The sequence below is a fragment of the Streptomyces sp. NPDC047108 genome (genome assembly GCF_040643575.1).
Lineage (GTDB): Bacteria > Actinomycetota > Actinomycetes > Streptomycetales > Streptomycetaceae > Streptomyces.
The window spans coordinates 209,086-233,970 of the sequence record NZ_JBEYUP010000001.1 but is presented as its reverse complement, the minus strand read 5'-3'; the positions used below and the strand labels follow the sequence as shown (position 1 = coordinate 233,970).

Below are 24,885 nucleotides of genomic sequence, written 5' to 3'. Positions count from 1 at the left end.
CGTGCGGTGAGCGGGCCCGCCGCAGGCCCCCAACAGGGCCGCGGCGCCCCGCCGTTGATCATCGAGCCGTCTTCGAGCCCGTTTCGACCAGCGACTCCGAGAGTCGAGGGAGTGGTCCGCCGCACCGGGTGGCGGCCGGGGCGGGAGGGCGAATCGTGGCCGAGCTGGTGCAGGTACTGATGCCGTTGGCACTGCTCGCCGGCGGGCTCGCGGCCGGCGGACTGGCGATCTCCGTGCTCGCCGCCCCGCTGTTCACCACGCTGCCCACCGGGATGTACGTCCCGGTGCACAAGGGCCTGGTCACGCGCTTCGACCCGTTCATGCCCATCTCGCTGCTGAGCTGCCTGCTCTGCGACGTCGCCCTGACGATAGCGGCGGACGGCCCGGCCGTACGGCTGCTGGCCGCGCTCGCCGCCCTGCTGCTGGCCTGCGCCATGACCGTCTCGCTCACCAAGAACGTGCCGATCAACCGCTGGCTGGCGACGCTCGATCCGCAGGCCCTGCCCGCCGACTTCGAGCGGCTCGACCCGCGCGAGCGCTGGATCCGCTGGAACCGCGTGCGGGGTGCGCTGGCCGTCGCGGCGCTGGTCGCCAACGTCAGCGCAGCGGCGCTGCTCATATGACGCCCCATCACCCCTCACGGCCCCTCTCTCACCAACCGACACCCGCTCCCGGCCTAGGAGATCGTGTGGACACCATGACCGGTGTGGTCGGCCCGGCGATGACCGCCGCGCTGCCGCCCCACGTACAGCTGTTGCTGCTGACGGACGGCAAACGGATATCCCGGGTGCTGCATGTGCTCGCCGAGCTGGGCATCGCCGACGAGCTGGCCGCCGGCCCGCTCCAGGTGCCCGAACTGGCCGCGCGCACCGGCACCCACGCGGACTCCCTCGGGCGCGTGCTGCGGGTGTCCGCCGCGTTCGGGGTCTTCGAGGAACAGGAGGACGGGCGGTACGCGCTCACCGACCTCAGCCAGGCCCTGCGCTCCGACGTGCCCGGCAGCCAGCGGGACATGGTGCTCTACAACGGCACCGAGATGCTGTGGCGCTCCTACGGCTCCCTGATGCACACCGTGCGTACGGGCCGGCCCGCCTTCGAAGAGGCCTACGGGCACGGGTTCTTCGAGCACCTGGAGGAGGACCCGGAGGCGGGGGCCCTGTTCGACCGGGCGATGACGGGCATGAGCCGGGCCACGGCCCGGATGCTGCTCGACGGCTACGACTTCGGCCGGTTCGCCCGCATCGCCGACGTGGGCGGCGGGCGCGGCTTCTTCCTCTCCGAGGTGCTCGCACGCCACCCGGAGACACGGGGCACGCTCGTGGACCGCCCCGCCGTGGTGGAGGAGGCGCCCAAGCTGTTCGGTGACGCGGGGGTCGCGGACCGCGTCAGGGTGGTCCCCGGCGACTTCTTCCAGGAGCTGCCGAAGGGCCACGACGCCTATGTGCTCAAGGCCGTTCTGCACGACTGGGACGACGAGCGCGCGGCGGCGATCCTCGGCCGCATCCACGAGGCGCTGGAGAACAGCCCCGAAGGACGGCTGCTGATCTGCGAGTTCCTCGTCGGGCCCGCCAACCAGTGGGACCGCGGCAAGCTGCTCGACCTGGACATGCTCGTCCGCTTCGGCGGGCGCGAGCGCAGCGAGGACCAGTGGCGGGCGCTGCTGGCGACCGCGGGCTTCGAGCTGGTGAACGATCCGGTTCCCGGGCGCTGGGCGGTCCTGGAGTGCCGCCCCGTCCCGGCCGGCCGGTGAACCGACCTCATCCCCTCATCCACGCGGACTTCACCACGGTGCCGCACGGCCGCGCTCGGACGACCCCGACCGCGACCGCGACGACACGAGTGAACGCGACCCGATACGACGGAGGAAGCCATGGAACTTCGACTGGTGGGCAAGAACGCGCTCGTCACCGGCGGCACCCGGGGCATCGGCCGGGCCACCGTACTGGCCCTGGCCAAGGCCGGTGCCACGGTGGTGACCTGCTACCGCACCGAGGGTGAGGCCGCCGACAGCCTGGCCCGAGAGCTGAAGGAGCTGGGCGGGGACCACGCTCTCGTCCGCGCCGACGTCGGGACGGCGGAGGGCGTGGAGGCGGTGCTGGCGGAGTGCCGCAGCCGCTTCGAGACGCTCGACATCCTGGTCAACAACGCGGGCGTCATCAGCCAGATCCCGTTCGCCCAGCTTCCGTTCGAGGAGTGGGAGCGGGTCGTCACCACCAACCTCACCGGCCCCTTCATGGTGATCAGCAAGGCGCTGCCGATGCTGCGCGAAGGCTCCTCGGTGATCAACATCGGGTCGCGCGGCGCCATGGCCGGGATCCCGCTGCGCGGCCACTACACCGCGTCCAAGGCGGGCCTCGTCGGGCTCACCCGCTCGCTGTGCAAGGAACTCGGCGGCAAGGGCATCCGGTTCAACGTGGTGGCGCCGGGCGTCATCGACACGTCCGAGCCGGACGAGCTGACCGACGAGCAGCGCGCCGCGTACAACGAGCGGTATCTGCGCATGATGGCGCTGGGCCGGTTCGGGCAGCCGGACGAGATCGCCGGCGCCGTCCTCTTCCTCGCCAGTGACCTGTCCACGTACGTCAACGGCGAGACCCTGCACGTCGACGGAGGTGTCTGAGATGGCGGCGGAGCGCGTCGGAGCCTTTCGCGTCCTGCTGACCGTGCAGGTCAAGCCGGGCCTGGAGGCCGACTTCGAGAAGGTCTGGGCGGAAGGCAGCAAGGAGGTCACCGCGCAGCCGGCGAACCTCGGCCACACCCTGGCGCGCAGCGCCCGGGAGGAGTCCGTCTACTACGTGGCCAGCGACTGGACGGACAAGGACTCCTTCCTCGCCTTCGAGAGCAGCCCGGAGCACATCGCGCACCGCGAGAAGCTCCACCCGTACCGCACGGGCGGATCGCTGGCGATGATGCATCTGGTCGAGGTGGCCTGATGAGCCGGGCGCCGGGGCGGGTCCGGGTGATGCTGTACCTCCGTGCCGCCGAGGCGGACGTGCCGGCGGTGGAGGAGGCGTACCACCGGATCAGCAAGGACCTGGCGGGCACGCCGGGCCTGCTGGGCAACGAGCTGCTGCGCGAGGTCACCGACCCGGGAGCCTTCGCGGTGCTCAGCGAATGGGAGAGCTTCGCGGCCTTCCAGACGTGGGAGTCCGGCTCGGCGCACCGGGGGACGACCTCACCGCTCCGCCAGTACCAGGACGGTGAACGGCCCAGCCCCTTCGCCCTGTTCGAGGTGGCCGCGGAGTACTGACAGCGGCGAGCACGACGAAAGGACGGCCGTGCCGCGGGGAGCATCCGCTCTCCGCGGCACGGCCGTCCGTGCGTCTCCGCGTACGTCCCTACCGGGCCCGGCGGACGGAGGCCCTGCACCGCCGCGGGGAGAGCGGGGCGAGGGCCTGAGCGGCCCCGGTACGGGCATGAAGAAGCGGGCACCCGGGCCGTGCGTTCGGCAGCCGGGTGCCCGCTCCGGTCCGAGGGGCGCTCGGGGTCAGGGGAGCCGTACGACCTGGCCCGCGTAGACCAGCCCGGCCCCGAAGCCGACCAGCAGGGCGAGACCGCCGCTGGGCGCCTTCCCGCCGGCCAGCAACTCCTCCATGGCCAGCGGGATCGAGGCTGCCGAGCTGTTGCCGCTGGTGACGATGTCGCGGGCGACGGCGGTGCGCTCCGTCAGGCCGAGCTGCTCGACCACGAAGTCGGTGATGAGCATGTTGGCCTGGTGGGGGATGAAGGCGTCGAGGTCGTCGACCGTGACGCCCGCCAGGTCGAGCATCTGCCGGGTGGCGGGCACCAGTTCGTTGGTCGCCCACCGGTAGACCTTCCAGCCGGACATGGTGATGGCCGGCCGTGCGTCGGGCCGGACGCCGGTGCCGTCGTGCCACGGGGCGGTCATCTTCAGGGCGGCGTTGCGCGAACCGTCGGCGCGCCACACGACGGGGCCGATCCCGGGTTCCTGGGACGGCCCGACGACCACGGCGCCGGCGCCGTCGGCGAAGAGGAAGGCGGTGTCGCGGTCCTCGTGGTCGAGGATGTCCGTCATCCGCTCCGCGCCGATGACCAGGACGTAGTCGGAACGGCCCATCCGCACCTGGTCGCTCGCGAGCGCCACGGCATGGCAGAAGCCCGCGCAGGCGGCGGAGACGTCGAAGGCGGCGGCCTGTCGTGCACCGAGCCGGTGCGCGACCTCGACCGCGACGGCCGGCATCTGCTCCATGGAGGTGATGGTGGCGACGATGACCGTGCCGAGCTGGTCGGCGGAGATGCCCGCCGCGGCGAGTGCCTTCTCGGCCGCGGTCGTCGCCATCGAGGGAAGGGTCTCGGTGGGGGAGGCGTAGCGGCGCGAGCGTATGCCCGAGCGGCGCTCGATCCAGTCGGGGTCGAGACCGGTGCGCTCGGCGATCTCTGTGTTGGGGACGGACCGTTCGGGCCGGTAGGTGCCGACCCCCAAGAGGCGGCTGTGGCGCAGGACTTCTGTGTCCCGGATCGCAGTCATGCTTGTCCTTTCCTGGCGTACGGGAGGGCCCGGACGGCGGTGGGGCGGATCAACGGGCGGTGCGCGGTACGGCGTGCGTGCTGTGAGGCTGTGCGTGACGTGCTGTGAGGCGGGCGTGGTGCAGGATGCGTCGTGGCGCGCGGCCCGGTGAACATCGCGGCCCATGTCACGAGGGCGTGCCGGTCAGGGGCACGCGCGTGGCGGACGGATCAGCTCGACGCCCGGGGTGCCCGGGCCGCGTTCTTCGTCGTGCCTGAGTCCGTCCCGGAGGAACGAGTACGGGAGGAGCCCGCGTGTGCCGGGCCCTTCTTGCCCCAGCGGGTCGGACCCCACGGCTTGTACGTGGACACGGCCGTCATGAACACCAGGGACAGCAGGGCCAGCGCGGCCGAACCGGCCATCGACCAGCCGACCGTGTCCAGTTCGCCTCCGCGCACCGCGGCGCCGGCGTCGACCAGTGCGTTGGCCTCGAGGATGAGCTGGTGGATGACGGCGAAGCCGAGCAGCATCACGCCCATGGTCATGAAGAACTTCACGGCCACCCATCTGCGCCGCAGCAGACCCCACTTGGTTCCCGCGCCGACCACGATGCCGGTGATGAGGGCGAACATGCTGGTCATCCCGAGGAAGATCTCGTCGAGCATCGACATGGTGCGGTACATCGCGGCCTGCTGCTCGGCGCTGCTCGTGGTGGCGCCCGCCACGGACATCGCGAACATCCCGGTCACGAGCCCCAACCAGCCGACCGATATGGCCACATGGGCGGTGAGGACGGCCTTGCGCAGCCGCTGCGGGATCGTACGGCTCTGGCCGCGCACCGCCGCCATCCAGCGGTTGACGGACGGGAGGAACAGCAGGACCAGTCCGACCACCGACGTCACGAGGCTGATGACGGCCAGGGTGCCCTGCAGCGCCCCCACCAGCGGCCGTCCGCCGATCCCGGCCAGGCCGAGACCGGTGAACAGGATGCCCAGCGACGTGAACACGGTCAGCAGGACCCGGCCCCACTGGCGGCCGGCCCTGAGCATCTCGGCGAAGAACCCGAACAGCGCGCAGAACGCGATGGTCAGGACGAGGTCGCCGGTCGTCGCGGCGCCGGCGACGCCCGTCTCGAGCTGGTGGGCGATCTCGAAGACGTTGCTCGCGATCGCGGCGAGCGTCGCCACGATCACCATGACGTACGCCCAGCGGATGCCGGGCGGCGGCCCGGCGGGCGGAGCCGAGGCGGAGGCCGGACCGGGCGCGTCCGCCGGTCCGGAGCGGCCGCGCTCGGCTTCCGGTACGGGTCGCCTCTCCGTCTGGTCTGTCGTACTCACCGTCGCGCCTCCTTCAGGCCAAGGCGCGGACGCCCCGCGGCAGCGGGACTCTGACGCGCCGTCGGTTTGCGGGGTTCTGGCGCGATCAGCCTCGCCGGGAGGGCTCGAAGGTCACTCGAAGGCCGGTGGACGGGAGGTGGGCGACCTCCGGTGGACGGCGCCCGGGCGACCTCGGGCGGGCGGATACCGGAGGCCGGTGGCGCCGCCGCCGGAGGCGCGGTTCCGCGGGGGTGTCAGCCGCGGGCCGCGTCGTCCAGGGAGCGGACGAACTTGGTGAGCAGGCGGGCGAACTCCTGCTGCTCGCCCGGCTCCCAGTCCTCGAGCACCGTGGAGTAGAAGTCCTGCCGGGTGCGGTGGGCGGCGGTCACGGCCTCCTCTCCCGTCGAGGTGAGTTCCAGGCAGCTCCGCCGCCCGTCCTCCTGCGAGGCCACGCGGCGCACGAAGCCGGACCTGACGGCGTCGGCGACGATCCGGCTGGCCCGGGAGGGGTCGATGGCGAGCCGGTCGGCGACGAATCCCACCGTGACGTCGCGGCCGCTCTCGCTCGATCCCTCGTCGACGGCGTCGACGACCGCGAGCGTGTTGAGGTCCACCGGATCGGCGAGCCCTTTCATCACGGGCCGCGCGAGGCTGCGGCGCGACTGGCGGCGGCGGATCCGGATCATCGCCGCCTCGACGGCGGTCAGCACGGTCTCGTCGACCGGCGCATCTACGTCTCTTGTGCGTGCTTGCGTATCGATTTCTTCTGCACCTTTCACGCTTCGAGGCTACTGGCATACGACTGGACCGGGCATTCCTGGGTGTGAGACCATTATGTGCGAAGGTCATGCATGTGCGTAGTGCACAATATCGAGGGTCCGGCGCTCGCCCGGGCGCTCGCCACCGAAGGAGGCCGACATGTCCGCAACCCCCGCCGCCGCCCGCACCGGCAGCCCGGTGCGCACCCGCGCGCTCGCCCTGGTGGGAGCCGTGGTGCTCGACGCGCTGATCTGGATCCTGGCCGACCGCGTCGTCGGGATCGACCTGAGAATCCCGGACGGCCCCGGTTCCACGACGACCAGTGAGCTGGTCCTCCCCGCCGTGATCATCTCGGTGGCCGTGATCTCGCTCGCGGGATGGGGCCTGCTGGCCCTCCTGGAGCGTCTGACCGGCCGTGCCAGAACGGTGTGGACCGCCATCGCCCTGGCGGTGGTCGCCCTCTCCCTCCTCGGCCCGCTGTTCGCCGCGGGCCTGTCGGCGGGCAACCGCGTCACGCTGGTCTGCCTGCACCTGGCGGTCGGCGTGGTCCTGATCCCGGCGTACCGCAAGGACGCACGCCGGGCGTGATCCGTACCGGGCCGGTCCAGCGCCTCTCCACGCCGCTTCGAGTGCTCCGGGAAATCTTGGACACCGAGGGCAACCGAGAGGCCACGGAAGGAGATCCCGTATGTGCGGCATCGCAGGCTGGGCCGTCCGCCAGGACGGCCGGCCCCGGGAGGAACCCGGAGTCGCCGAGTCCATGGCGCGCACGATGGCCTGCCGGGGGCCTGACGACCAGGGAGTCCGGTCCGAACGGCACGTGACGCTGGTCCACACGAGGATGGCGGTCATCGACCTGGCCGGTGGCCGCCAGCCCATGGCCGCGGACGAGAGCGAGGAGCCGGCCGCGACGCTCACCTACTGCGGCGAGATCTACAACTTCCGTGAGCTGCGGACGGAGTTGACCTCCCGGGGCCACCGCTTCCGCACCCGCAGCGACACCGAAGTGGTGCTGCGGGCGTATCTGGAGTGGGGCGAGCGCTGCGTCGAGCGGCTGGAGGGCATGTTCGCCTTCGCCGTCTGGGACGCCCGTGAGCGCACCCTCTTCCTGGCGCGGGACCGCTTCGGCATCAAGCCCCTCTACTACGCGCAGACCCGTGACGGGCTGGTCTTCGGTTCGGAGCCCAAGGCCCTGCTCGCCCACCCGCAGGTGCGCCCGGTCGTCGACCTCGACGGCCTCCGTGTGCTGTTCTCCATGGCCCGTGCCCCGGGCGAGAGCGTCTACCGCGACATCCGCGACCTGCCGCCCGGTCACACCCTGCTCTACGGGCCCGGTGGCGAGATATCGCTGCGCCGGTACTGGGAGTTGGAGGCACGGCCGCACGAGCACGACCTGGAGCGCACCATCGGCACCGTGCGCGAGCTGCTGGAGAGCAGCGTCGCCCGCGAACTCGTCTCCGACGTGCCGCTGAGCGTGATGCTCTCCGGCGGTCTGGACTCCAGCACCGTCGCCGCGCTGGCGGCCCGCGCGCTCGCGGCCGAGGGCGCGGGCCCCGTCCGGACCACGACCGTCACCTACAGCGGCTACAGCGACAACTTCCAGCCCGACCTGGTACGCAGCGCCCCCGACTCCCCGTACGCCCGTGCCGTCGCCGAGCACATCGGTGCCGAGCATCTGGAGATCGAACTCACCACCGCCGACCTGATCGATCCGGTCGCGCGCCGTACCGTCCTGCGCGCGCAGGACGTCCCTGCTCCCTTCGGGGACATGGACACCTCGACCTACCAGGCGTTCGCGGGCGTCCACCGGTACTCCAAGGTCGCGCTGACCGGGGAGAGCGCCGACGAGATCTTCGGCGGCTACAGCTGGGTGCACATCCCCGACCTGGCGTACGAGCAGCAGTTCCCCTGGGTCGCCTTCGAGCAGTGGCACCCCGGGACCCGCGAGGGCCTGGGGCAGGGGCTGCTCTCGCCGGCCTTCAAATCCCGCCTGGACATGGGCGCGTACTACGCGGAGCGCTATGCGCAGGCGATGGCGCGGATACCCCGGCTCCCGGGGGAGGCCGACGAGGAGCGCCGCGCCCGGGAGATCTGCCACCTCCATCTGACCCACTGGCTGCCGCGGCTGCTGGAGCGTAACGACCGCCTGAGCATGATCTCCGGCCTCGAGGTGCGCGTACCGTTCTGCGACCACCGGCTCGTCCAGTACGCGTACGACATTCCTTGGGAGATGAAGACCTACGACGGCCGGGAGAAGAGCCTGCTGCGGGCCGCCGCGCGTGATCTGCTGCCCGAGAAGGTCCTGGACCGGCCCAAGGCGCCCTTCCCGGTGAGCCAGGACGCGACGTACACCAAGGCCCTGCACCAGGAGCTCGCGGAGGTGCTGGCCGATCCGGCGTCACCGGTGCTGGCCATGATCGACCTGGACGCGGCCCGGGCCGTGGTCTCCCAGGACGGCGGGGCCGATGTGCAGGACTGGCTGCACCGCATGAACATCGAGATGGTGCTGCAGGTCAACTCCTGGCTCCTGGACCTCGGGGACGACCTGGAGCTGTGACCGCGCAGTGCTCCGCGGCAGCACGACTCAGGGGGCGCCCCGCGGGGCGCCCCCTGAATCACGTGCTGTCAGACGCAGGTGCGTGCCGGCTGCACCGCGCGCAGTGCCGTCCGCACCAGTGGTGCGAGCCGGTACTGGAAGAACCGCTCCGTGGTCGGGTCGGTCGCCATGTCGACGCCGAGGAGGAAGAACTCGACCAGTTCCTCGAGGAGTTCCTCCGTCTCATCCGCGTCCTTCGCCAGGATCACGGCCGCCTGTTCCACCGTCAGATCGCCCGTGGACTCCCAGGCCAGCTTGGCCAGGGCGTCCCGGAGCCGGGGCTCGAGCCGTCCGCAGCGCCGCACCACGTGGTGGAACGGATGCGGTCGCTGATGCGCCACGACAGCGGGCCTGTCGCGGCTCAGCCAGTCGATGAGCTGACGGATCGACCAGTGCGGCCGTAGCGCCAGCAGGCCCACGGCCTCCAGCGTCGGGCCCGGCAGGTCCCCGCACAGATCGAGCATCGTGTGGAGACCGGGAGCATCGCCCAGGGTCCGGCCCCGGCCGAGCGCGCCCAGGAACAGTTCGAGCGACCGCTCGGATCCCAGAGGTGGCAGATCCACCCGCGCCTTGAACTGGCTGCCGTACAGACGGCGGTAGCCGGCCACGAGCACGGCCGAACCGGAGTCGGCGGGCAGCAGATCGGTCACCTGGTCGGTGGCCGCCACGTCGTCGACGACGAGCAGCACCCGGCGGCCCGCCGTCCACGCGTGGAACATCCGGGCGCGGTCGGCCCGGTGGGGCGGCAGATCGGCCCGCCGGTGGCCGACGGCCTCGAGGAGGCTCGCCAGCACCTCGTCGATGGAGAGCGGGTCGGCCGGGTTGCCGAACGAGACGTAGAGCCGCCCGTCGGGGAAGGCGTCGCCCAGGCGGTGCGCGACATGGACGGTGAAGGACGTGGTGCCCGCCCCGGGCGGCCCCGATACGGCGACGCACCGCGGCCCGTCCGTGCCCCCCGGCTCCGACAACATCCGCCCCACGTGCAGCAGATCGGCCTCCCGTCCCACCAGGGGAGCGTCGGCGGGCAGGGTCACCGGTGGTCCGCCGGCGGGTGCCCCGTGGACTGCTGTCCGGCCGCCGGGAAGGTCGAGACCGCGGTCCCCCGCCAGCACCTGCTGATGCAGCCGCTGGAGTTCGGAGCAGGGCTCGAGCCCCAGCTCCCGGGTGAGCACGCGGCGGATGCGCTGGAAGACCTCCAGGGCCTCCGGCCGCCGGCCCGCCCGGTAGAGCGAGAGCATGAGCTTGGCGTGCAGCCCCTCACGGGTGGGGTTGTCGGCGGCGAGCGCCGTCAACTCGCTGATGAGGCGGTGGTGCCGCCCAAGGAGCAGGTCGGCGTCGATCCGCTCCTCCAGCACCTCGTAGCGCTGTTCCTCCAGTCGCAGGGCGTCGATCCCGACGATCGGGCCGGGGGCCAGATCACTGAGAGCGGGCCCTCGCCAGACAGTGAGGGCCCGCTGCAGCAGGTCGGCGGCTTCCGCTACCGAACCTCTCTCCAGCGACTCTCTTCCGCGTGCGGCCAGGTCTCCGAACTCCTGGGAATCCAGGCAGTCCGTGGGCACCGAGAGGCGGTAGCCGCCCGGTGTGGTCAGCAGGGCTCTGGTGCCCACGGCGGGGCCCGGGTGCTGCGGATCGCAGAGCCCGGGCAGCTTGCGCAACTGGTAGATGTACGTCTGAAGGGTGGTCGCCGCGCTGGACGGCGGGCGCTCCTCCCAGAGTTCTTCCACGAGTTGGTGCAGCGGGACCGTGGTGTTGGCCCGCAGGGCCAGCAACGCGAGAACTTGTCGGACCTTTGGTGCGGATGGCGTGACGTGCACGCCGTCATGGACGACTTGCAGGGTTCCAAGTAACCCGATCTGCAGCACTGGCCCTCCCGTTGGTCTGCATCATTGATACGGCCTGATGCACTTCGTGAGCGTGAGGTCGATTACTTGACTTCTGCTAGAGCGGTGCTCGACGGCGGGCAGCGAGCAGGTCAGGTCTGAGAAATCCCCCGGTCGCATCTCCACCCCCGGACGCTAGGCTACACAAGACATTTATATGCGCGTGGCATACACTTGCAAAGTGCCTAGAAGTTGTGGCCCGAGGAGGACCCGATGACCGACGCCGGACCCGGCCGTCCGCAAGGACCGGAGGCCGCCGCCCCGCCGCCGCGCCCGCTGCCGCCCCGCTTCCCGCTGCTTCTCGCCGCCCTGCTGCTGACCAGCGCGATGTCGATGCTCGACCAGTCGATCGTCGCCACCGCGGGCCCCAGCCTGACCGCGGATCTGGGCGCGCTGCACCTCTACAGCTGGACGTTCACGGCGTACATGCTGACGTTCAGCGTGGCCATGCCCGTATACGGCAAACTCGGTGACCTCTTTGGTCGCCGTGCTGTCTATGTGACCGCCATCGTGATCTTCCTGGTGGGATCCGCGGCGTGCGGAGCGGCCGGTTCGATGGGTCAGCTCATCGCGTTCCGTGCGCTCCAGGGCCTGGGCGGAGGCGGCCTCCAGGTCAGCGCGTTCTCGGTGCTCGGCGATCTGATGCCGCCGCGTCAACGCGCCAAGTACCAAGGGTGGTTCGCCGGTGTCATGGTCATCGCCAACCTGGCGGGTCCGCTGGCCGGCGGCTTCCTGACCGACCAGCTCGGCTGGCGCTGGATCTTCTACATCAACCTGCCGCTCGGCCTGCTCGCCATGGCGGGCATCTGGGCCCTGCTGCCCCGCGCCGCCCGCGGCGCGGCCAGGCCGCGCGTCGACTACGGCGGCACGGCCCTCCTCACCGCCGTCATCGTCTGCCTGGTCCTGGTCACCGACCTGGCCGGACGCTACGGCTGGGGCCACGTCGCCGTCGTCGCGCTCGGCGCGGGCGCGGTGCTGCTGGGGGCGGTCTGGGTGCGTCACGAGCGGCGCACGGCCGAACCGGTCGTCCCGCTCGGGCTGTTCAGGAACCGGACGTTCACCATCTGCGTGGTCGTGGCTTTCGCCGTCAGCTTCGCCTTCTTCGGTTGCGTCAACTTCGTTCCGCTGCTCTTCCAGACGGTCGAGGGCGTCAGCGCCACGCGCACGGGGCTGCTGTTCCTGCCCGCGATGATCGGCATGGCGGTGGCGACGGTGGTGGCGGGCCAGGTGATCGGCAAGACCGGTCGGTACAAGTGGTTCCCGGTGGCGAGCACCGCTCTCGCCGCGGTGGCCGCCGGGTTCATGTCGCTGACCTCGGCGGACACGGGCGCCGCGACCGTCAGCGCCCTGCTCGCCGTCATGGGCATCGGCGTCGGACTCTCCTCGCAGGTGACCACGCTCGTGGCGCAGAGCACCGCGCCCCGGCAGCACATCGGGGTCAGCACGTCCACGGTCGGGCTCGCCCGCAACATCGGAGTCGCCTTCGGCGCCACGGTGTTCGGCTCGCTCCTCAACGCCCGCCTGGCCACGGAGTCCGTACGGCAGCTCCCGTCGGACGTGGCGGACCGGGTCGTGGGCGGCACGCTCGAACCGCGGCAGATCGACGCCCTCGATCCGCAGACCGCGTCGGCGGTGGCAGACGTCTACAGCGGGGCGCTGTCCACCGTGTTCCTCTCGGCCGTGCCCGTCCTGGTGGTCGGGCTGGTGCTCGCCCTGATGCTGAAGGACGTGAAGCTCGAGGCCCGCGGGCCGGGCGGCCCCGGAGGGCCGGGTGGCCCGGGTGGCCCCGGTGCACCCGGTGCGGCGGCGGACTCCGGCCACGCCCCGGGGAAGGCGGTGGACTCGGGCGGTGGACCGGGGAGTATGAGGAGCGCCGACGGCGCTCCCCGGACGGCCACGGACGCCGAGAGACCGGGCGAATCGCGGGACGGTTGAGGGAAAGCGGCTGGAGGAGAGGGGTGAGGAGGGAACTCAGCGGAGCCGTTGAGCGGGAGGAGGGGGCGGGGCGCTGCCCATGGCTCGTACCGCGCATGAGGCGTCGGGCCGTATGGCGCAAGGGACTTCGGGTCGGCACGGCGGACGCCCTCGGCGCCTGGGGCCGTACGGTGCATGGAGCTTCGGTCCCGCACGGCGGAGGCATCTCGGGCGCACCGCGGACGGCCTCGGGCCGTACGGTGCACGGCATTTGGGTCCGTACGGCGAACGAGGGCGTCGGGCGGGACCAGCGCGCTGCTTCGGGCGTACCGCGGACGAGCGTTGGGCTGTGCCGCGGGCGGGCGTCGCGACGTACGGTGCACGGGTTTGGGCTCGTACCGCACGCGGTGTTTCGGGCCCGTACCCGCGCCGGCTCAGGAGCCTGGCCCGGCTCGGGGGCTCTTCGAGCAGCCGTCGAGCCGGGGGTGACAGCCTCACCCGCATGGGAAGCGACGACATGGGCGCGGCGGCTCGGCGCGGCGGTTTTCTGACGGGCATCGGCAGGTGGCTGACCTGGCTCCTGCCGTATCCGCTCACCACTCCTCCGCCGCCCTCGGCTCCGCCCCGGATCGTGGGGGTGGGGATCGACGTGGCGGCGATAACCCGGTTCGGCCAGGCGCTGGAGCGCAATCCGGGCCTCGCCGACCGGCTGTTCACCGACGAGGAACGCGCTCTGCCCTCGGGCGCTCCACGCGGCACGGCGTCCCTGGCCGCGCGCTTCGCGGCCAAGGAAGCCCTCGCCAAGGCGCTCGGCGCGCCCGGAGGGCTCCGGTGGCACGATTCGGAGGTCCGGACGGGGCCGGGCGGCCGCCCGCTCCTTCATGTCCGCGGCACCGTCGCCGCCGCGGCCGCCCGGCACGGCATCACGTCATGGCATCTGTCGCTCACCCACGACGCGGACGTGGCCTCGGCCGTCGTGATCGCGGCAGCATAGAGCCGGAGGCGCGGCAACGCCCGGAGTCCAGCCCACCCGGAGTCCAGCGGAGCCTGAGTGCAGCGGTACCGGGGTTCAGCGGTACCGGGGTTCAGCGGTACCGGAGTTCAGCCGAACCGGAGTCCAGCCCACCCGGAGCCCAGCGGAGCCTGAGTGCAGCGGTACCGGGGTTCAGCGGTACCGGAGTTCAGCCGAACCGGAGTCCAGGGAGCCGGAGTTCAGAGGCCGGGGTCCAGGGGGCCGGCGGAGCCGGCGGCGTCCGCGGAGTTCTCGGCGCCGGACGCGTCGCGCTCCCACAGCTCCTCCAGGCGGCGCCACGCCGCCCACTTTGGACCCGAGAGCTCCGAGACGGGGACCAGGCGCTCGGGGTGGCCGGGCGGCGGCGTACGACCGTCAGCGGGCGCCGTCCGATCCGACCGCGCCGTCCCTGTCACTCGCGACGTTCGGGCCGTCCTCCCGCCCGGGGTGTCACCGGCCGATTCCGGTGTGGGCGCGATGTCGTAGCACTCGGCGGGGACGTGGGCCCCCAGGCACTGACCCAGGGCGACCAGTCCCGCCGCCAGCTGTCTCCCCGCCCGCCGCAGCGGTTCCGGTGCCTGCCACACGTCTGCCTCCCCATCGCCGCGCTCCGGGCGGCTACCGCCCTTGGCCCGGACTCTGTCCACGCGGGCCCGGCGACGAGGCTAGGAAGGCCACCTCGAAGGAGGGTGGAGGGGGAGAGCGGACGCACCGTCAGCGTTCCAGCGGCTGACCAGCGTCTCTCGAGTCCGCAGGGGCAGAGTGCATGACGGGGGGCGCGCCCACGGCCTGGCGCGCCCCCTCGGCGGCGGGCGGAGCGCAGTGTCTTCCCCCGTGGCGCAGTGTTCCCCCCGCCGCTTCGCTCGTTCCGCCTCCGGCCGTCAGTGCCCGGACATGAGCCGGGCAGGAGCCGCAGACCGTAGGGCCGGGTCTCGCAGCCCCCGGCCTCCCGTATGCGGAGACGGGGCAGGCCCCGGACCGGCCGCCGGAACCGGCAGGCCTGGCATCCAGCGGGACCCCGAGCCCCGTGGACGTCCTCCGAGGAGGCTCTTAGGGGCCGGCCCGGCCCCACCACCGGTCCCCGGCGGACCGCGGGGAGCCGGACGTCAGGACGGCCTGGACGGCCTGACCTGACGACCCAGGAACGACCAAGGCCCACGACCGGCGATCACCGGCCGCCAGAACGGGACGGGACCTGCCGGTCCCCTCACCCTGCTCTGCCGATGCCGCCTCCCCGGTCATCCCGGAAGCCGGTCTCCGGCCAGGAGCCCAGGACCGGGCTCCCGGTCCCGGATGCGGCCGTCCCGAGGGACGCGGGAAGTCCTCGGCGGCGCGTCCTCAGGCGGAGGGATCCGGAGCGCCCGCGCCCGGAGCCTCACTGCCCGGAGCCGGAGCGGCGGCGTCCTGCCCCTGCCCCTGTCCCTGGGCCTGCGCGGCCTGCTGCTCGGCGACGGACTTGTGGACCTGCTCCATGTCCAGGGCGCGCGCCTGGCCGATGACGTCTTCGAGGGCCGCCTCAGGCAGCGCGCCGGGCTGGGCGAAGACCGCCACGTTCTCCCGGACGATCATCAGGGTCGGGATCGACCGGATGTCGAACGCGGCGGCGAGCTCCGGCTGCGCCTCGGTGTCGACCTTGCCGAAGACGAGGTCGGAGTGACGCCCGGCGGCCTCCTCGTAGACGGGCGCGAACTGACGGCAGGGGCCGCACCAGGAAGCCCAGAAGTCGATGAGGAGGAAGTCGTTCTCGGATACGACCTCGTCGAAGTTTTCCTTGGTCAGCTCGACCGTACTCATGTGCTCTCTACCTGCTTCCGAATGTCGTCGGCGGGCTGTCCGCTCGGGGCAACAGGAGGGAGCCTGTCCGTATTCCAGAGATTCATGTGGCCGAGTTACCCGAGCGGCGGAAGGATGGCAGGAGCGACCGTGGTCATCGTTCCCGAGCCGAGAGGCGGACCCATGCAGGCGGACGAATACGACGTGATCGTGCTCGGTGCGGGGCCGGTCGGCGAGACACTCGCGGGGCGTACGGCGGAGGCCGGTCTGCGCACCGTGATCGTGGAGAGCGAGCTGATCGGCGGCGAGTGCTCCTACTGGGCCTGTATGCCGAGCAAGGCGCTGCTCCGCCCGGCCGCCGCGCTCACCGAGGCCCGGGCGGTCGCCGGGGCGAGCCAGGCCGTGGACGGCGGCCTCGACGCGGCCGCAGTATTCGCCCGCCGTGACGGCTTCACGCACCACTGGAAGGACGACTCCCAGGTCGACTGGCTGGACTCGGTCGGCGTCGACCTCGTCCGCGGCCACGGGCGCTTCACCGGGCCGCGCCGGATCACCGTCGACACCTCCGACGGGTCCCCCCGGACGCTGACCGCGCGCCATGCCGTCGCCGTCTGCACCGGGAGCCGGGCCGTGGTGCCGAACCTGCCGGGCGTCGCCGAGGCCGATCCGTGGATCAGCCGCGACGCCACCAGCGCGCACGAGGTCCCGCCGCGGCTGGCGGTCGTCGGCGGCGGTGTCGTCGGCGTGGAGATGGCCACCTTGTACCAGGCGCTGGGCTCGCAGGTGACCCTGCTCGTACGCGGGGAGGGGCTGCTGCCGCGGATGGAGCCGTTCGCGGGGGAGTACGTGACCGAGGCGCTGCGCGAGGCGGGCGCGGACGTGCGGATCGGGGTGTCGGCGGCGTCCGTGCGGCGTGAGGCGCCGGGCGGCCCCGTCACGGTGGGCCTGGACGACGGCGGCGAGGTCGTCGCCGACGAGATCCTCTTCGCGACGGGCCGCGCACCGCGCACCGGTGACATCGGCCTGGAGACGATCGGCCTGGAGCCGGGGAGCTGGCTGGAGGTCGACGACACCTGCCGCGTGAAGGCCATGGACGACGGCTGGCTCTACGCGGTCGGCGACGCCAACCACCGCGCCCTCCTGACGCACCAGGGCAAGTACCAGGCCCGTATGGCGGGCGGTGCGATCTCCGTCCGCGCGCTGGACAAGGAGGAGCTGGACACCCGGCCGTGGGGCGCCCACGTGGCGACGGCGGACACGGCTGCCGTGCCGCAGGTGGTGTTCAGCCTGCCGGAGGTGGCCGCGGTGGGCCTGACGGCGGCCGAGGCCGAGCGTCAGGACCACAGGACGCGGGTCGTCGACTTCGACCTGGGCCAGGTGGCCGGAGCGTCGCTGTTCGCGGACGGCTACCGCGGCAGGGCCCGCATGATCGTCGACGTCGACCGGGGGCATCTGATCGGGGTGACGTTCGTCGGGCACGGGGTGGCGGAGCTGCTCCAGTCGGCGACGGTGGCCGTGGCGGGCGAGGTCCCGGTCGAGCGGCTGCTGCACGCGGTCCCGGCGTACCCGACGATGAGCGAGATCTGGCTCCAGCTTCTGGAGACGTACCGGAGCTGACGGGCGGCCCCTGGCCCTCGGCCCTCGCCCGCCCCGGTTCCCGCCCGGCCCCGGCCCCTCAGCCGCCGTGCGACGTGGCTTCGGTGCGGGCGCCGGCGGTCAGGGGGTGGTGAGCGGCTTGGCGTAGCAGCGGCTCTCCTGGTACTCGCGGTAGCAGCCGAACTTCACCGCCGGGGTGTAGCCGGACGACGTGTAGAGCGCGATGGCCTCCGGCTGCTTGGTGCCGGTCTCCAGGACCATGCGCACACGCCCCGCCGCCCGTGCGCTCTCCTCCAGGGCGGCCAGGATCCGGCGGGCCAGGCCCCGGCCCCGCGCGCCCGGCACGACGTACATGCGCTTGATCTCGGCGTCGCCGTCCGCGTAGCCCTCGGCGTTCGCGTCCTGGGCGCGCCAGCCGCCGGACGCGACGGCCTCCGTGCCCTCGTACGCCACGAGATAGAGGCCCAGGGGCGGGTCGAACTGGGCCGGGTCGAGGGGCGTCATGTCGCCGTCGCCGTACCGCACGGCGTACTCCTGCTGCACCTGGTCGTTCAGCTTCAGGGCGTCGGGGTGGTCGAAGCGCACGGTGCGGATCTGCATGACTGCCATCGTAAGGAGGTCAGGCCGGTCGGCGGGCCGCGGTCGGGCCCCGGCCGTCGCGGGACGCGCGCTCCCGTAGGGTGCCGTGGTGCTCTGTGTGACAAGCGTGAACGTGAACGGGCTCCGCGCCGCCGCCAAGAAGGGCTTCGTTGAGTGGCTGGCGGACTCCTCGGCCGATGTGGTCTGCCTGCAGGAGGTCCGCGCCGAACCGGGCCAGCTCCCGGAGGCCGTACGGGAACCGGAGGGCTGGCACACGCTGCACGCCCCCGCCGCCGCCAAGGGCCGCGCGGGGGTGTCGCTCTACGCGCGCCGCGAGCCGGAGGGGAAGCGGATCGGCTTCGGCTCCTCGGAGTTCGACGGCAGCGGACGCTACGCGGAGATCGACCTGCCAGGGGTCACGGTGGCGAGCCTCTACCTCCCCTCGGGAGAGGTCGGCACCGAACGGCAGGACGAGAAGGAACGCTTCATGGCTGAATTCCTGCCGTATCTCAAGGAGTTGCGCGAACGGGCCGCGGCGGAGGGCCGTGAGGTGCTGGTGTGCGGCGACTGGAACATCGCCCACCGCGAGGCCGACCTCAAGAACTGGAAGGGCAACGTGAAGAACTCCGGCTTCCTGCCGGAGGAACGGGCATGGCTGAGCCGGGTGTTCGAGGAGGCGGAGTGCGAGGACGTGGTGCGGTGGCTCCAGCCGGACGCGGTGGGCCCGTACACCTGGTGGTCGTACCGCGGGAAGGCCTTCGACAACGACAGCGGCTGGCGTATCGACTACCACGTGGCGACCCGGGGTCTCGCGGAGCGCGCGGTGAAGGCCGTGGTGGAGCGGGCGCCGAGCTACGACCAGCGCTGGTCCGACCACGCGCCGGTCACGGTGACGTACGGGACGGGCCACTGACGCGTCGGGTCCCGCCGACGGCCCCCGGTACCGGTCACCGGGGGGCGGGTGGGCTCGCGGCGCCGGCGAGCAGGCACCATGGAGCCGTGAGCGAGACCAGATCCGGGGGCCAGGACCGCGACCGCGACGAGGGCGGGCGCGCCCGCAACGCCAGGCCGCGTGACGGCCTCGGACGGCCGCTGCCCTACGGCGCGGACGGCGTCGAGCGTCAGCCGGAGGGCGTGGTCCGCACTCCGGGCGAGACGCTCGCCGAGGCGCAGGAACTGCTGGACGACGGCATGCCGTTCCATGCGCACGAGGTCTTCGAGGACGCCTGGAAGTCGGCCTCGGAGCCCGGCGACCGGGCGCTGTGGAAGGGCCTGGCGCAGCTCGCCGTCGGCGTGACCCACGCGGCGCGCGGCAACGCCCGCGGCGCGGAGTCCTTGCTGCGCCGGGCCGCCGACGCCATCACGCCGTACGGTTCGGACCGCCCGTACGGGATCGAGGTCGGCGCCCTCGCGGACTGGGCCCGTGGGGCGGCGGACGCCATCGCGGACGGCTCCTCCGCGACCGCGGCGACGCTCGACCTGCCGCGCCTGCGTTCGCGCGACTGACCGCGGGCGGCCCGCGGTCCGGCGGGTGTTCCCCGGGCGGCCGCACGGGTGGTCCCACGCTTGGCCCCGGTCCAGGAGGCCCGACCGTTCAGGTCTTCGCGCTCTCCCGGGAGGCGGAGCCGCGGACGACCAGGTCGTCGAGCAACTGGCGGGTCGCGTCGGCCACGGAGGCGACCGCCTGGTCGAAGACCTCACGGTTGTGCGCGGCCGGGTGGTGGAAGCCGGAGACCTTGCGGACGTACTGCAGGGCTGCGGCCCTGATGTCGTCGTCGCCGACGTCGTCCATCTGGGGCGGGCGGAGAGTCTTGATGCTGCGGCACATGCCCCCAGTGTGCTCCTCGGGTACGACAGCGGGGTACGCCTGCGGAGACCGTTCCGCCCAGGCCCGCCCCGGTACAGCCCCGGTCCCGCCCGGGCCCCGGGCATCCCGGCCGCGGATCCGTCAGGGCGACATCGCGGCCAGCAGCGGGGAGCGGTCGAAGAACACCTCGTTCCTCGTGATCAGACCGTCCCTGAGTGTCACCGTGCAGACCCCGTCGCACGCCACGACGGTGCCGCCCGCCGGGATCTCCGCGTGCCAGTAGTTGAGGAAGCCGCCGCGCAGGGGGCGGACGTCGGTGTTCGTCCAGACCCAGTCCGGGTAGCGGGCCAGGAGCCGGCGGAAGTAGGCGAGGATCTCGTCCCGGCCGTGCACGCCCCGCGGAACGGCGGGGTCGCAGTACACGGCGTCGTCCGCGTAGAAGGCGGTGAGCCGCTCGGGGTCGTTGCCCGTCCAGGCGGGCAGCCAGCGCGAGGTGAACGCGCGTGCGTCGGCCTCGGTGAGTCCGTCGAAGCTGTCCACGATCACCCTCGTCTCCCGTCCTACGCCTTGCCGGTGCTCCTCGCCGGTGACGGCGTGCGCCGGTCGTATGCCGCCGGCCGGGGTCCGTATGCCGGTGTCCCCGGTCCGTACGGGACCTAAGTTACTGGCCGGTCGCCCTCTCCGGGGGCTCCTTCTCCCGGCTGCCGGGTTCGCCGAGCAGATCGGCGCGTATGCGGCGGTCCATCGCCATGGACAGCTCCGCGTCGATGACGCCCTTCGCGATGGGCCGGAGGCGTTCGACGACCGCCGCGACGTCCGGTGACGCGGGCAGGACGTGGGTGCGGATGAGGCCGGTGAACAGTTCGGCGAGTTCGTCGGCGTGCGCCCGGACCTCGCGGGCCGCGGCGAGGACGGCGGCCAGCGGGACGCCCTGGGCGACCAGTTCGCTGGAGGCGTCCAGGAGGCGGCGGCTGACGTGGACGACCTCCTCGCCGTCCACCGCCACGTAGCCCAGCGCGAGGGAGGTCGCCAGATTCTCCGCGGTGACGTCGCCCGCGAAGTAGTCGGCCAGTTCCTCGGGGGTGAGGCGGACCGGGGTCTCCTCGGACCAGCGCGTGCCGGCTTCGCCTTCCAGACCCAGCAGTTCGCCCACGTCCCGCCCGGCCTCGAAGGCGGCGATGAGTTCGGCGATGCCGCCGAGGGTGTGGCCGCGGTCGAGGAGTGCGGCGATCGTCCGCAGGCGGGCCAGGTGATGGTCGTTGTACCAGGCGATTCGGCCCTCGCGGCGCGGCTCGGGGAGCAGCTTGCGCTCGCGGTAGAAGCGCAGGGTGCGGACGGTGATCCCGGCCTTCTCGGCCAGTTCCTCGGCGCGGAACTCCTGGACGTGCGCGTCCGGCGCGGCCCGCCCCGTGTCCGGTGCCGCGTGCGGGCCCGGTGCCGCGTCACCGTCCGGCGCCCCGGCCGCGTCACGGCCCGCGGCACCGGCCGCTTCCGCTGTCACCGCTGCTCCAGCCGCTCGGGCTGCTCGGGCTTCCTCGTCCTTCGCCACGGCAGCAGCCTATGTCGGCGTACGAGCGCGCACGCACCCCAGGTGCAACCCGCGGTAACTTCCGGTGCGCGACCTCTACCCATCAGTATCGTCCTGCTTTAGTCTCCGGAACGTTGCCAGCGATTGCTGGCACTGTCGCACAGGGGCGGGAGGCAGTGGCATGGCCGGGCGGAACCATGACCAGGGCAGCGGACGAGCGCAGGAACGCGACCACGTGCGCGTGGCGGTGATCGGGTCCGGCTTCGGCGGGCTGGGCGCCGCCGTGTATCTGCGCCGAGCGGGCATCACCGACTTCACCGTCCTGGAACGGGCCGACGCGGTGGGCGGCACCTGGCGGGACAACACCTATCCCGGCTGTGCGTGCGACGTGCCCTCCCACCTGTACTCGTTCTCGTTCGCGCCCAACCCCGAGTGGCCGCGGAACTTCTCCGGCCAGCCGCACATCCGCGCGTACCTGGAGCGGGTCACCGACACTTTCGGGCTGCGCCCGCACATCCGCTTCAACTCCGAGGTGACGAGCCTGCGATGGGACGAGGGCGCGCTGCACTGGCACCTCGAGACCGCCTCCGGGCCGCTCACCGCGGACGTCGTCGTCTCCGCGACCGGCCCGCTCTCCGACCCGAAGGTCCCCGACATCCCGGGCCTGGACACCTTCCCCGGCAAGGTCTTCCACTCGGCCCGCTGGGACCACGACTACGACCTGCGCGGCAAGCGCGTCGCCATGGTGGGGACGGGCGCCTCGGCGATCCAGATCGTGCCGTCGATCCAGCCGGTCGTGGACCACCTCACGCTGTTCCAGCGCACCCCGCCCTGGGTCCTGCCGCGCATGGACCGGAAGATCAGCGCGTTCGAACGCCACCTGCACACCGTCCTGCCGGCCACCCGGGCCCTGCGCCGCGGAATGCTCTGGGGCCTCCGCGAACTCCAGGTCAGCGCCTTCACCAAGCGCCCGGGGCAGCTCGGGTTCATCCAGGCCATGGCCAAGTCCCATATGCGCAAGGCCGTCAAGGACCCGGTGACACGTGCCCAGCTCACTCCCGACTACCGCATCGGCTGCAAGCGCATCCTGCTGTCCAACGACTACTACCCGGCCCTCGCGCAGCCGAATGTGGGGCTGGTCGCCTCCGGCCTCGAGGAGGTCCGCGGCTCGACACTGATCGCCGCCGACGGCACCGGGACCGAGGCGGACGCGATCGTCTTCGGCACCGGCTTCCGCGTCACGGACATGCCGATCGCCGACCGCGTCACCGGCGTCGGGGGCAGGACGCTGGCCGAGGCGTGGAAGGGCGGGATGGAGGCGCTGCGCGGGGCGAGCGCGGCCGGCTTCCCCAACTTCATGACCATCATCGGTCCCAACACCGGCCTCGGGAACAGCTCGATGATCCTCATGATCGAGGCCCAGCTGACCTACATGACCGACTACCTCAGGCAACTGGGCATCCTGGGAGGCAAGGTGGCGCTCGACGCCCGCCCCTCGTCCGTCCACGCCTGGAACCGGCACATCCAGGAGCGCATGCGGCGGACGGTGTGGAACACCGGAGGCTGCGACAGCTGGTACCTCGACGCGAACGGCCGCAACACCACCGTCTGGCCGGGCACGACGGGCGAGTTCCGCCGGGTCACCCGGCAGGTCGACCTCGCCGAGTACGCCGTGCTGCGCCCGGGCGGGGACCCCGTACCGGCGGAGGACGGCGCGGTCGCCGAGGGGTGCGAGGCGGCCGGGGACGGATCGCTGGTCGCCGCAGGGGAGGACCCCCGATGAGCCGTCTGCTGCACCGCGCCCCGGGCCCGTACGACCCGCCCGTCGCGGTCCGTGAGCTGACCGCGGTCTCGGCGGACGGCGCCCGGCTGCATGTCGAGACGTACGGGCCCGAGGGCGCGCCCGCGGTCGTCCTCGCGCACGGCTGGACCTGCTCGACCGCCTTCTGGGCCCCGGTCGCCCGCCAACTGGCCACCGGATTCCGGGTGATCGCCTACGACCAGCGCGGCCACGGCCGCAGCCCCGCGGCCTCACCCGCCGCCTACAGCACCTCCGTCCTCGCCGACGACCTCGAAGCGGTGCTCGGGGCGTCCCTCGATCCGGGTGAACGTGCCGTGCTCGCCGGGCACTCCATGGGCGCGATGACGTTTCTGGCCGCCGCCGGGAGGACCGCGTTCCGCGCCCACGCCGCCGCCGTCCTGCTGTGCAGCACGGGCAGTTCGCGGCTGCTGAGCGAGGCGCGGGTGGTACCGCTGCGCAACGAGCGGATCCGCACCCGGGTCCACCGCACGCTGCTCGGCACGGCCCTGCCGCTCGGCCCCGTCACGCCGCCGGCCCGGCGGCTCCTCAAGTACGTGACGATGGGCGCGGCGGCGACCCCGGAGATGACGGAGGCATGCGCCCGTATCGTGCACGCCTGTCCGCCGCGCGTCCGCGCCGCCTGGGCCCATGTCCTCGGCGAACTGGACCTCGAGGCGAATCCGGAGCGGCTGGACGTGCCGACCGCGGTCGTCGCGGGGACGGCCGACCGGCTCACTCCGATCGGGCACGCCCGCCGGATCGTCGCCGCCCTGCCCCACTGCGTGGGATTCACCGAACTGGCCGGGCTCGGCCACATGACCCCGGTCGAGCAGCCGGACACCGTCGTCGGCCTGATCCGCGAACTCGTCCGCGATCATCTGGCCGCCGGTGGACCACCCGCCCTCGAACAGGACGAACACGACGGCCGCACCACGGCCACGGTCAAGGAGGAGACGTCATGAGTGCCCGCACACCTCTGGAGGGCCGGGTCGCGGTCGTGACCGGCGCGGCGCGCGGCGTGGGCGAGCTGCTGGCCCGCAAACTCGCCGCGCGCGGTGTGAAGATCGCGTTGGTCGGCCTGGAGCCGGACGAGCTGAGGCGGGTGTCGGACCGGTTGACGACCGAGTCCATGTACTGGCATGCCGACGTCACGGACAGCGAGGCGATGGAGCGGGTCGCGGCGGAGGTCCGCGAGCGCTTCGGACGGACCGACATCGTCGTCGCCAACGCCGGTGTGGCGACCGGCGGTCCGTTCCCCGACTCCGACGCGCGGTCGTGGAACCGGGTCGTCGAGGTCAATCTCCTCGGCAGCGCCGCCACCGCCCGCGCCTTCGTGCCCGCGCTGCTGGACAGCCGCGGCTATCTGCTGCAGATCGCCTCGCTCGCCGCGATCACCCCGGCGCCGATGATGTCGGCCTACTGCGCGTCCAAGGCGGGCGTCGAGGCGTACGCGCACTGCCTGCGGGGCGAGTTGGGGCACAAGGGCGTCAAGGTCGGTGTGGCGTACCTGAGCTGGACCGACACCGACATGGTCCGCGGGGCCGACGAGGACGACGTGATGCGCGAGATGCGGCAGCGGCTGCCCTGGCCCGCCAACCGCACCTACCCGCTGGGCCCGGCCGTCGACCGGATCGTGGACGGCATCGAGCGCCGCTCCGCGCATGTCTACGGGCAGTGGTGGCTGCGCGGGATGCAGGCGGTCCGCGGGTATCTGCCGGGCATCGTCGGGACCGTCGGGCAGCGTGAGATGCGCCGGATCGAGCCGCGGCTGGCCGAGAGCCAGGGGCTGCGCGGAGGACTGGTGGGCGCGGGTGGCGCGGCGGACGAGAAGACACGCGCCGAGCACGCCGGGTAGC

At 72.4% G+C, this 24,885-nt stretch carries 25 protein-coding genes; 15 read left to right on the top strand and 10 right to left on the bottom strand.

Annotated elements, in window-relative coordinates:
* Positions 1-155: 155 nt before the first annotated feature.
* From ABZ822_RS01025 to ABZ822_RS01005, 5 genes are all read left to right on the top strand, one after another.
* Positions 156-623, top strand: coding sequence for a DUF1772 domain-containing protein (locus ABZ822_RS01025; protein WP_360845418.1), 468 nt, complete (start codon positions 156-158; stop codon positions 621-623).
* Positions 624-697: 74 nt separating this feature from the next.
* Positions 698-1,750 carry a methyltransferase gene (locus ABZ822_RS01020; RefSeq protein WP_360846899.1) on the top strand — a complete coding sequence of 351 codons (1,053 nt, stop codon included), beginning with the start codon at positions 698-700 and terminating at the stop codon, positions 1,748-1,750.
* A gap of 120 nt (positions 1,751-1,870) precedes the next feature.
* Entirely contained in the window at positions 1,871-2,620 is a 750-nt protein-coding gene (locus tag ABZ822_RS01015; protein WP_360845416.1) for an SDR family NAD(P)-dependent oxidoreductase, read from the top strand.
* Between the two features lies 1 nt (position 2,621).
* Positions 2,622-2,933, top strand: a complete 312-nt coding sequence (locus tag ABZ822_RS01010; RefSeq protein WP_360845414.1) for an antibiotic biosynthesis monooxygenase family protein — start codon at positions 2,622-2,624, stop codon at positions 2,931-2,933.
* Entirely contained in the window at positions 2,933-3,250 is a 318-nt protein-coding gene (locus ABZ822_RS01005) for an antibiotic biosynthesis monooxygenase (protein ID WP_360845412.1), read from the top strand. The genes ABZ822_RS01010 and ABZ822_RS01005 overlap by 1 nt, the downstream gene beginning before the upstream one ends.
* Positions 3,251-3,487: 237 nt before the next feature.
* Here the strand turns inward: ABZ822_RS01005 and ABZ822_RS01000 are convergent, their stop codons facing one another.
* From ABZ822_RS01000 to ABZ822_RS00990, 3 genes are all read right to left on the bottom strand, one after another.
* A complete protein-coding gene (locus ABZ822_RS01000) occupies positions 3,488-4,489 on the bottom strand; it encodes a beta-ketoacyl-ACP synthase 3 (protein ID WP_360845410.1) in 1,002 nt (333 codons plus the stop codon).
* 209 nt (positions 4,490-4,698) lie between these two features.
* Complete coding sequence (locus ABZ822_RS00995; protein ID WP_360845408.1) at positions 4,699-5,805, bottom strand: hypothetical protein; 1,107 nt, start codon at positions 5,803-5,805, stop codon at positions 4,699-4,701.
* Positions 5,806-6,038: 233 nt separating this feature from the next.
* Entirely contained in the window at positions 6,039-6,545 is a 507-nt protein-coding gene (locus ABZ822_RS00990; RefSeq protein ID WP_360846897.1) for a MarR family winged helix-turn-helix transcriptional regulator, read from the bottom strand.
* 157 nt (positions 6,546-6,702) lie between these two features.
* Here ABZ822_RS00990 and ABZ822_RS00985 point away from each other — a divergent pair, with 157 nt between their 5' ends.
* Both ABZ822_RS00985 and asnB read left to right on the top strand, forming a co-directional pair.
* Positions 6,703-7,131 carry a DUF6069 family protein gene (locus tag ABZ822_RS00985; protein WP_360845406.1) on the top strand — a complete coding sequence of 143 codons (429 nt, stop codon included), beginning with the start codon at positions 6,703-6,705 and terminating at the stop codon, positions 7,129-7,131.
* 100 nt (positions 7,132-7,231) lie between these two features.
* Positions 7,232-9,100, top strand: a complete 1,869-nt coding sequence (gene asnB, locus ABZ822_RS00980) for an asparagine synthase (glutamine-hydrolyzing) (RefSeq protein ID WP_360845404.1) — start codon at positions 7,232-7,234, stop codon at positions 9,098-9,100.
* Positions 9,101-9,168: 68 nt separating this feature from the next.
* On the opposite strand, the gene ABZ822_RS00975 is transcribed toward asnB, so the two are convergent.
* The gene (locus ABZ822_RS00975; RefSeq protein ID WP_360845402.1) at positions 9,169-10,953 is read right to left on the bottom strand and encodes a BTAD domain-containing putative transcriptional regulator; all 1,785 of its coding nucleotides are present in this window, start codon (positions 10,951-10,953) and stop codon (positions 9,169-9,171) included.
* Positions 10,954-11,232: 279 nt separating this feature from the next.
* On the opposite strand from ABZ822_RS00975, the gene ABZ822_RS00970 reads away from it, so the two are divergent.
* Both ABZ822_RS00970 and ABZ822_RS00965 read left to right on the top strand, forming a co-directional pair.
* Positions 11,233-12,954, top strand: a complete 1,722-nt coding sequence (locus ABZ822_RS00970) for an MDR family MFS transporter (RefSeq protein WP_360845400.1) — start codon at positions 11,233-11,235, stop codon at positions 12,952-12,954.
* Positions 12,955-13,561: 607 nt separating this feature from the next.
* On the top strand, positions 13,562-13,927 hold the full coding sequence (locus ABZ822_RS00965) for a holo-ACP synthase (RefSeq protein ID WP_360846895.1): 366 nt from the start codon (positions 13,562-13,564) through the stop codon (positions 13,925-13,927).
* A gap of 218 nt (positions 13,928-14,145) precedes the next feature.
* On the opposite strand, the gene ABZ822_RS00960 is transcribed toward ABZ822_RS00965, so the two are convergent.
* Together ABZ822_RS00960 and trxA are read right to left on the bottom strand one after the other, a co-directional pair.
* The gene (locus ABZ822_RS00960) at positions 14,146-14,532 is read right to left on the bottom strand and encodes a hypothetical protein (protein ID WP_360845398.1); all 387 of its coding nucleotides are present in this window, start codon (positions 14,530-14,532) and stop codon (positions 14,146-14,148) included.
* 751 nt (positions 14,533-15,283) lie between these two features.
* On the bottom strand, positions 15,284-15,739 hold the full coding sequence (trxA, locus tag ABZ822_RS00955) for a thioredoxin (protein ID WP_360845396.1): 456 nt from the start codon (positions 15,737-15,739) through the stop codon (positions 15,284-15,286).
* Between the two features lie 162 nt (positions 15,740-15,901).
* On the opposite strand from trxA, the gene ABZ822_RS00950 reads away from it, so the two are divergent.
* Positions 15,902-17,335, top strand: a complete 1,434-nt coding sequence (locus ABZ822_RS00950) for an NAD(P)/FAD-dependent oxidoreductase (RefSeq protein WP_360845394.1) — start codon at positions 15,902-15,904, stop codon at positions 17,333-17,335.
* Between the two features lie 99 nt (positions 17,336-17,434).
* Here ABZ822_RS00950 and ABZ822_RS00945 read toward each other — a convergent pair whose 3' ends face one another.
* Entirely contained in the window at positions 17,435-17,914 is a 480-nt protein-coding gene (locus tag ABZ822_RS00945; RefSeq protein WP_360845392.1) for a GNAT family N-acetyltransferase, read from the bottom strand.
* 97 nt (positions 17,915-18,011) lie between these two features.
* Here ABZ822_RS00945 and ABZ822_RS00940 point away from each other — a divergent pair, with 97 nt between their 5' ends.
* Positions 18,012-18,806, top strand: coding sequence for an exodeoxyribonuclease III (locus ABZ822_RS00940; RefSeq protein WP_360845390.1), 795 nt, complete (start codon positions 18,012-18,014; stop codon positions 18,804-18,806).
* 86 nt (positions 18,807-18,892) lie between these two features.
* The gene (locus tag ABZ822_RS00935; RefSeq protein WP_360845388.1) at positions 18,893-19,399 is read left to right on the top strand and encodes a DUF309 domain-containing protein; all 507 of its coding nucleotides are present in this window, start codon (positions 18,893-18,895) and stop codon (positions 19,397-19,399) included.
* An 88-nt stretch (positions 19,400-19,487) separates the two neighbouring features.
* Here the strand turns inward: ABZ822_RS00935 and ABZ822_RS00930 are convergent, their stop codons facing one another.
* The 3 genes from ABZ822_RS00930 to ABZ822_RS00920 form a co-directional block, all read right to left on the bottom strand.
* Positions 19,488-19,721 (bottom strand): DUF2277 domain-containing protein, encoded by a 234-nt coding sequence (locus tag ABZ822_RS00930; protein WP_360845386.1) that lies wholly within the window; start codon positions 19,719-19,721, stop codon positions 19,488-19,490.
* 120 nt (positions 19,722-19,841) lie between these two features.
* Complete coding sequence (locus tag ABZ822_RS00925) at positions 19,842-20,246, bottom strand: nuclear transport factor 2 family protein (protein ID WP_360845384.1); 405 nt, start codon at positions 20,244-20,246, stop codon at positions 19,842-19,844.
* 115 nt (positions 20,247-20,361) lie between these two features.
* Positions 20,362-21,060 (bottom strand): MerR family transcriptional regulator, encoded by a 699-nt coding sequence (locus tag ABZ822_RS00920; RefSeq protein ID WP_360846893.1) that lies wholly within the window; start codon positions 21,058-21,060, stop codon positions 20,362-20,364.
* 349 nt (positions 21,061-21,409) lie between these two features.
* Between ABZ822_RS00920 and ABZ822_RS00915 the strand changes: the two genes are divergently transcribed.
* Genes ABZ822_RS00915 through ABZ822_RS00905 form a run of 3 tightly spaced genes read left to right on the top strand, consistent with a single transcriptional unit; the run spans position 21,410 to position 24,884 of the window.
* Positions 21,410-23,011 carry an NAD(P)/FAD-dependent oxidoreductase gene (locus ABZ822_RS00915; protein ID WP_360845382.1) on the top strand — a complete coding sequence of 534 codons (1,602 nt, stop codon included), beginning with the start codon at positions 21,410-21,412 and terminating at the stop codon, positions 23,009-23,011.
* Positions 23,008-23,991 carry an alpha/beta hydrolase gene (locus ABZ822_RS00910; protein WP_360845380.1) on the top strand — a complete coding sequence of 328 codons (984 nt, stop codon included), beginning with the start codon at positions 23,008-23,010 and terminating at the stop codon, positions 23,989-23,991. The genes ABZ822_RS00915 and ABZ822_RS00910 overlap by 4 nt, the downstream gene beginning before the upstream one ends.
* On the top strand, positions 23,988-24,884 hold the full coding sequence (locus ABZ822_RS00905) for an SDR family oxidoreductase (RefSeq protein ID WP_360845378.1): 897 nt from the start codon (positions 23,988-23,990) through the stop codon (positions 24,882-24,884). The genes ABZ822_RS00910 and ABZ822_RS00905 overlap by 4 nt, the downstream gene beginning before the upstream one ends.
* Position 24,885 lies beyond the last annotated feature (1 nt).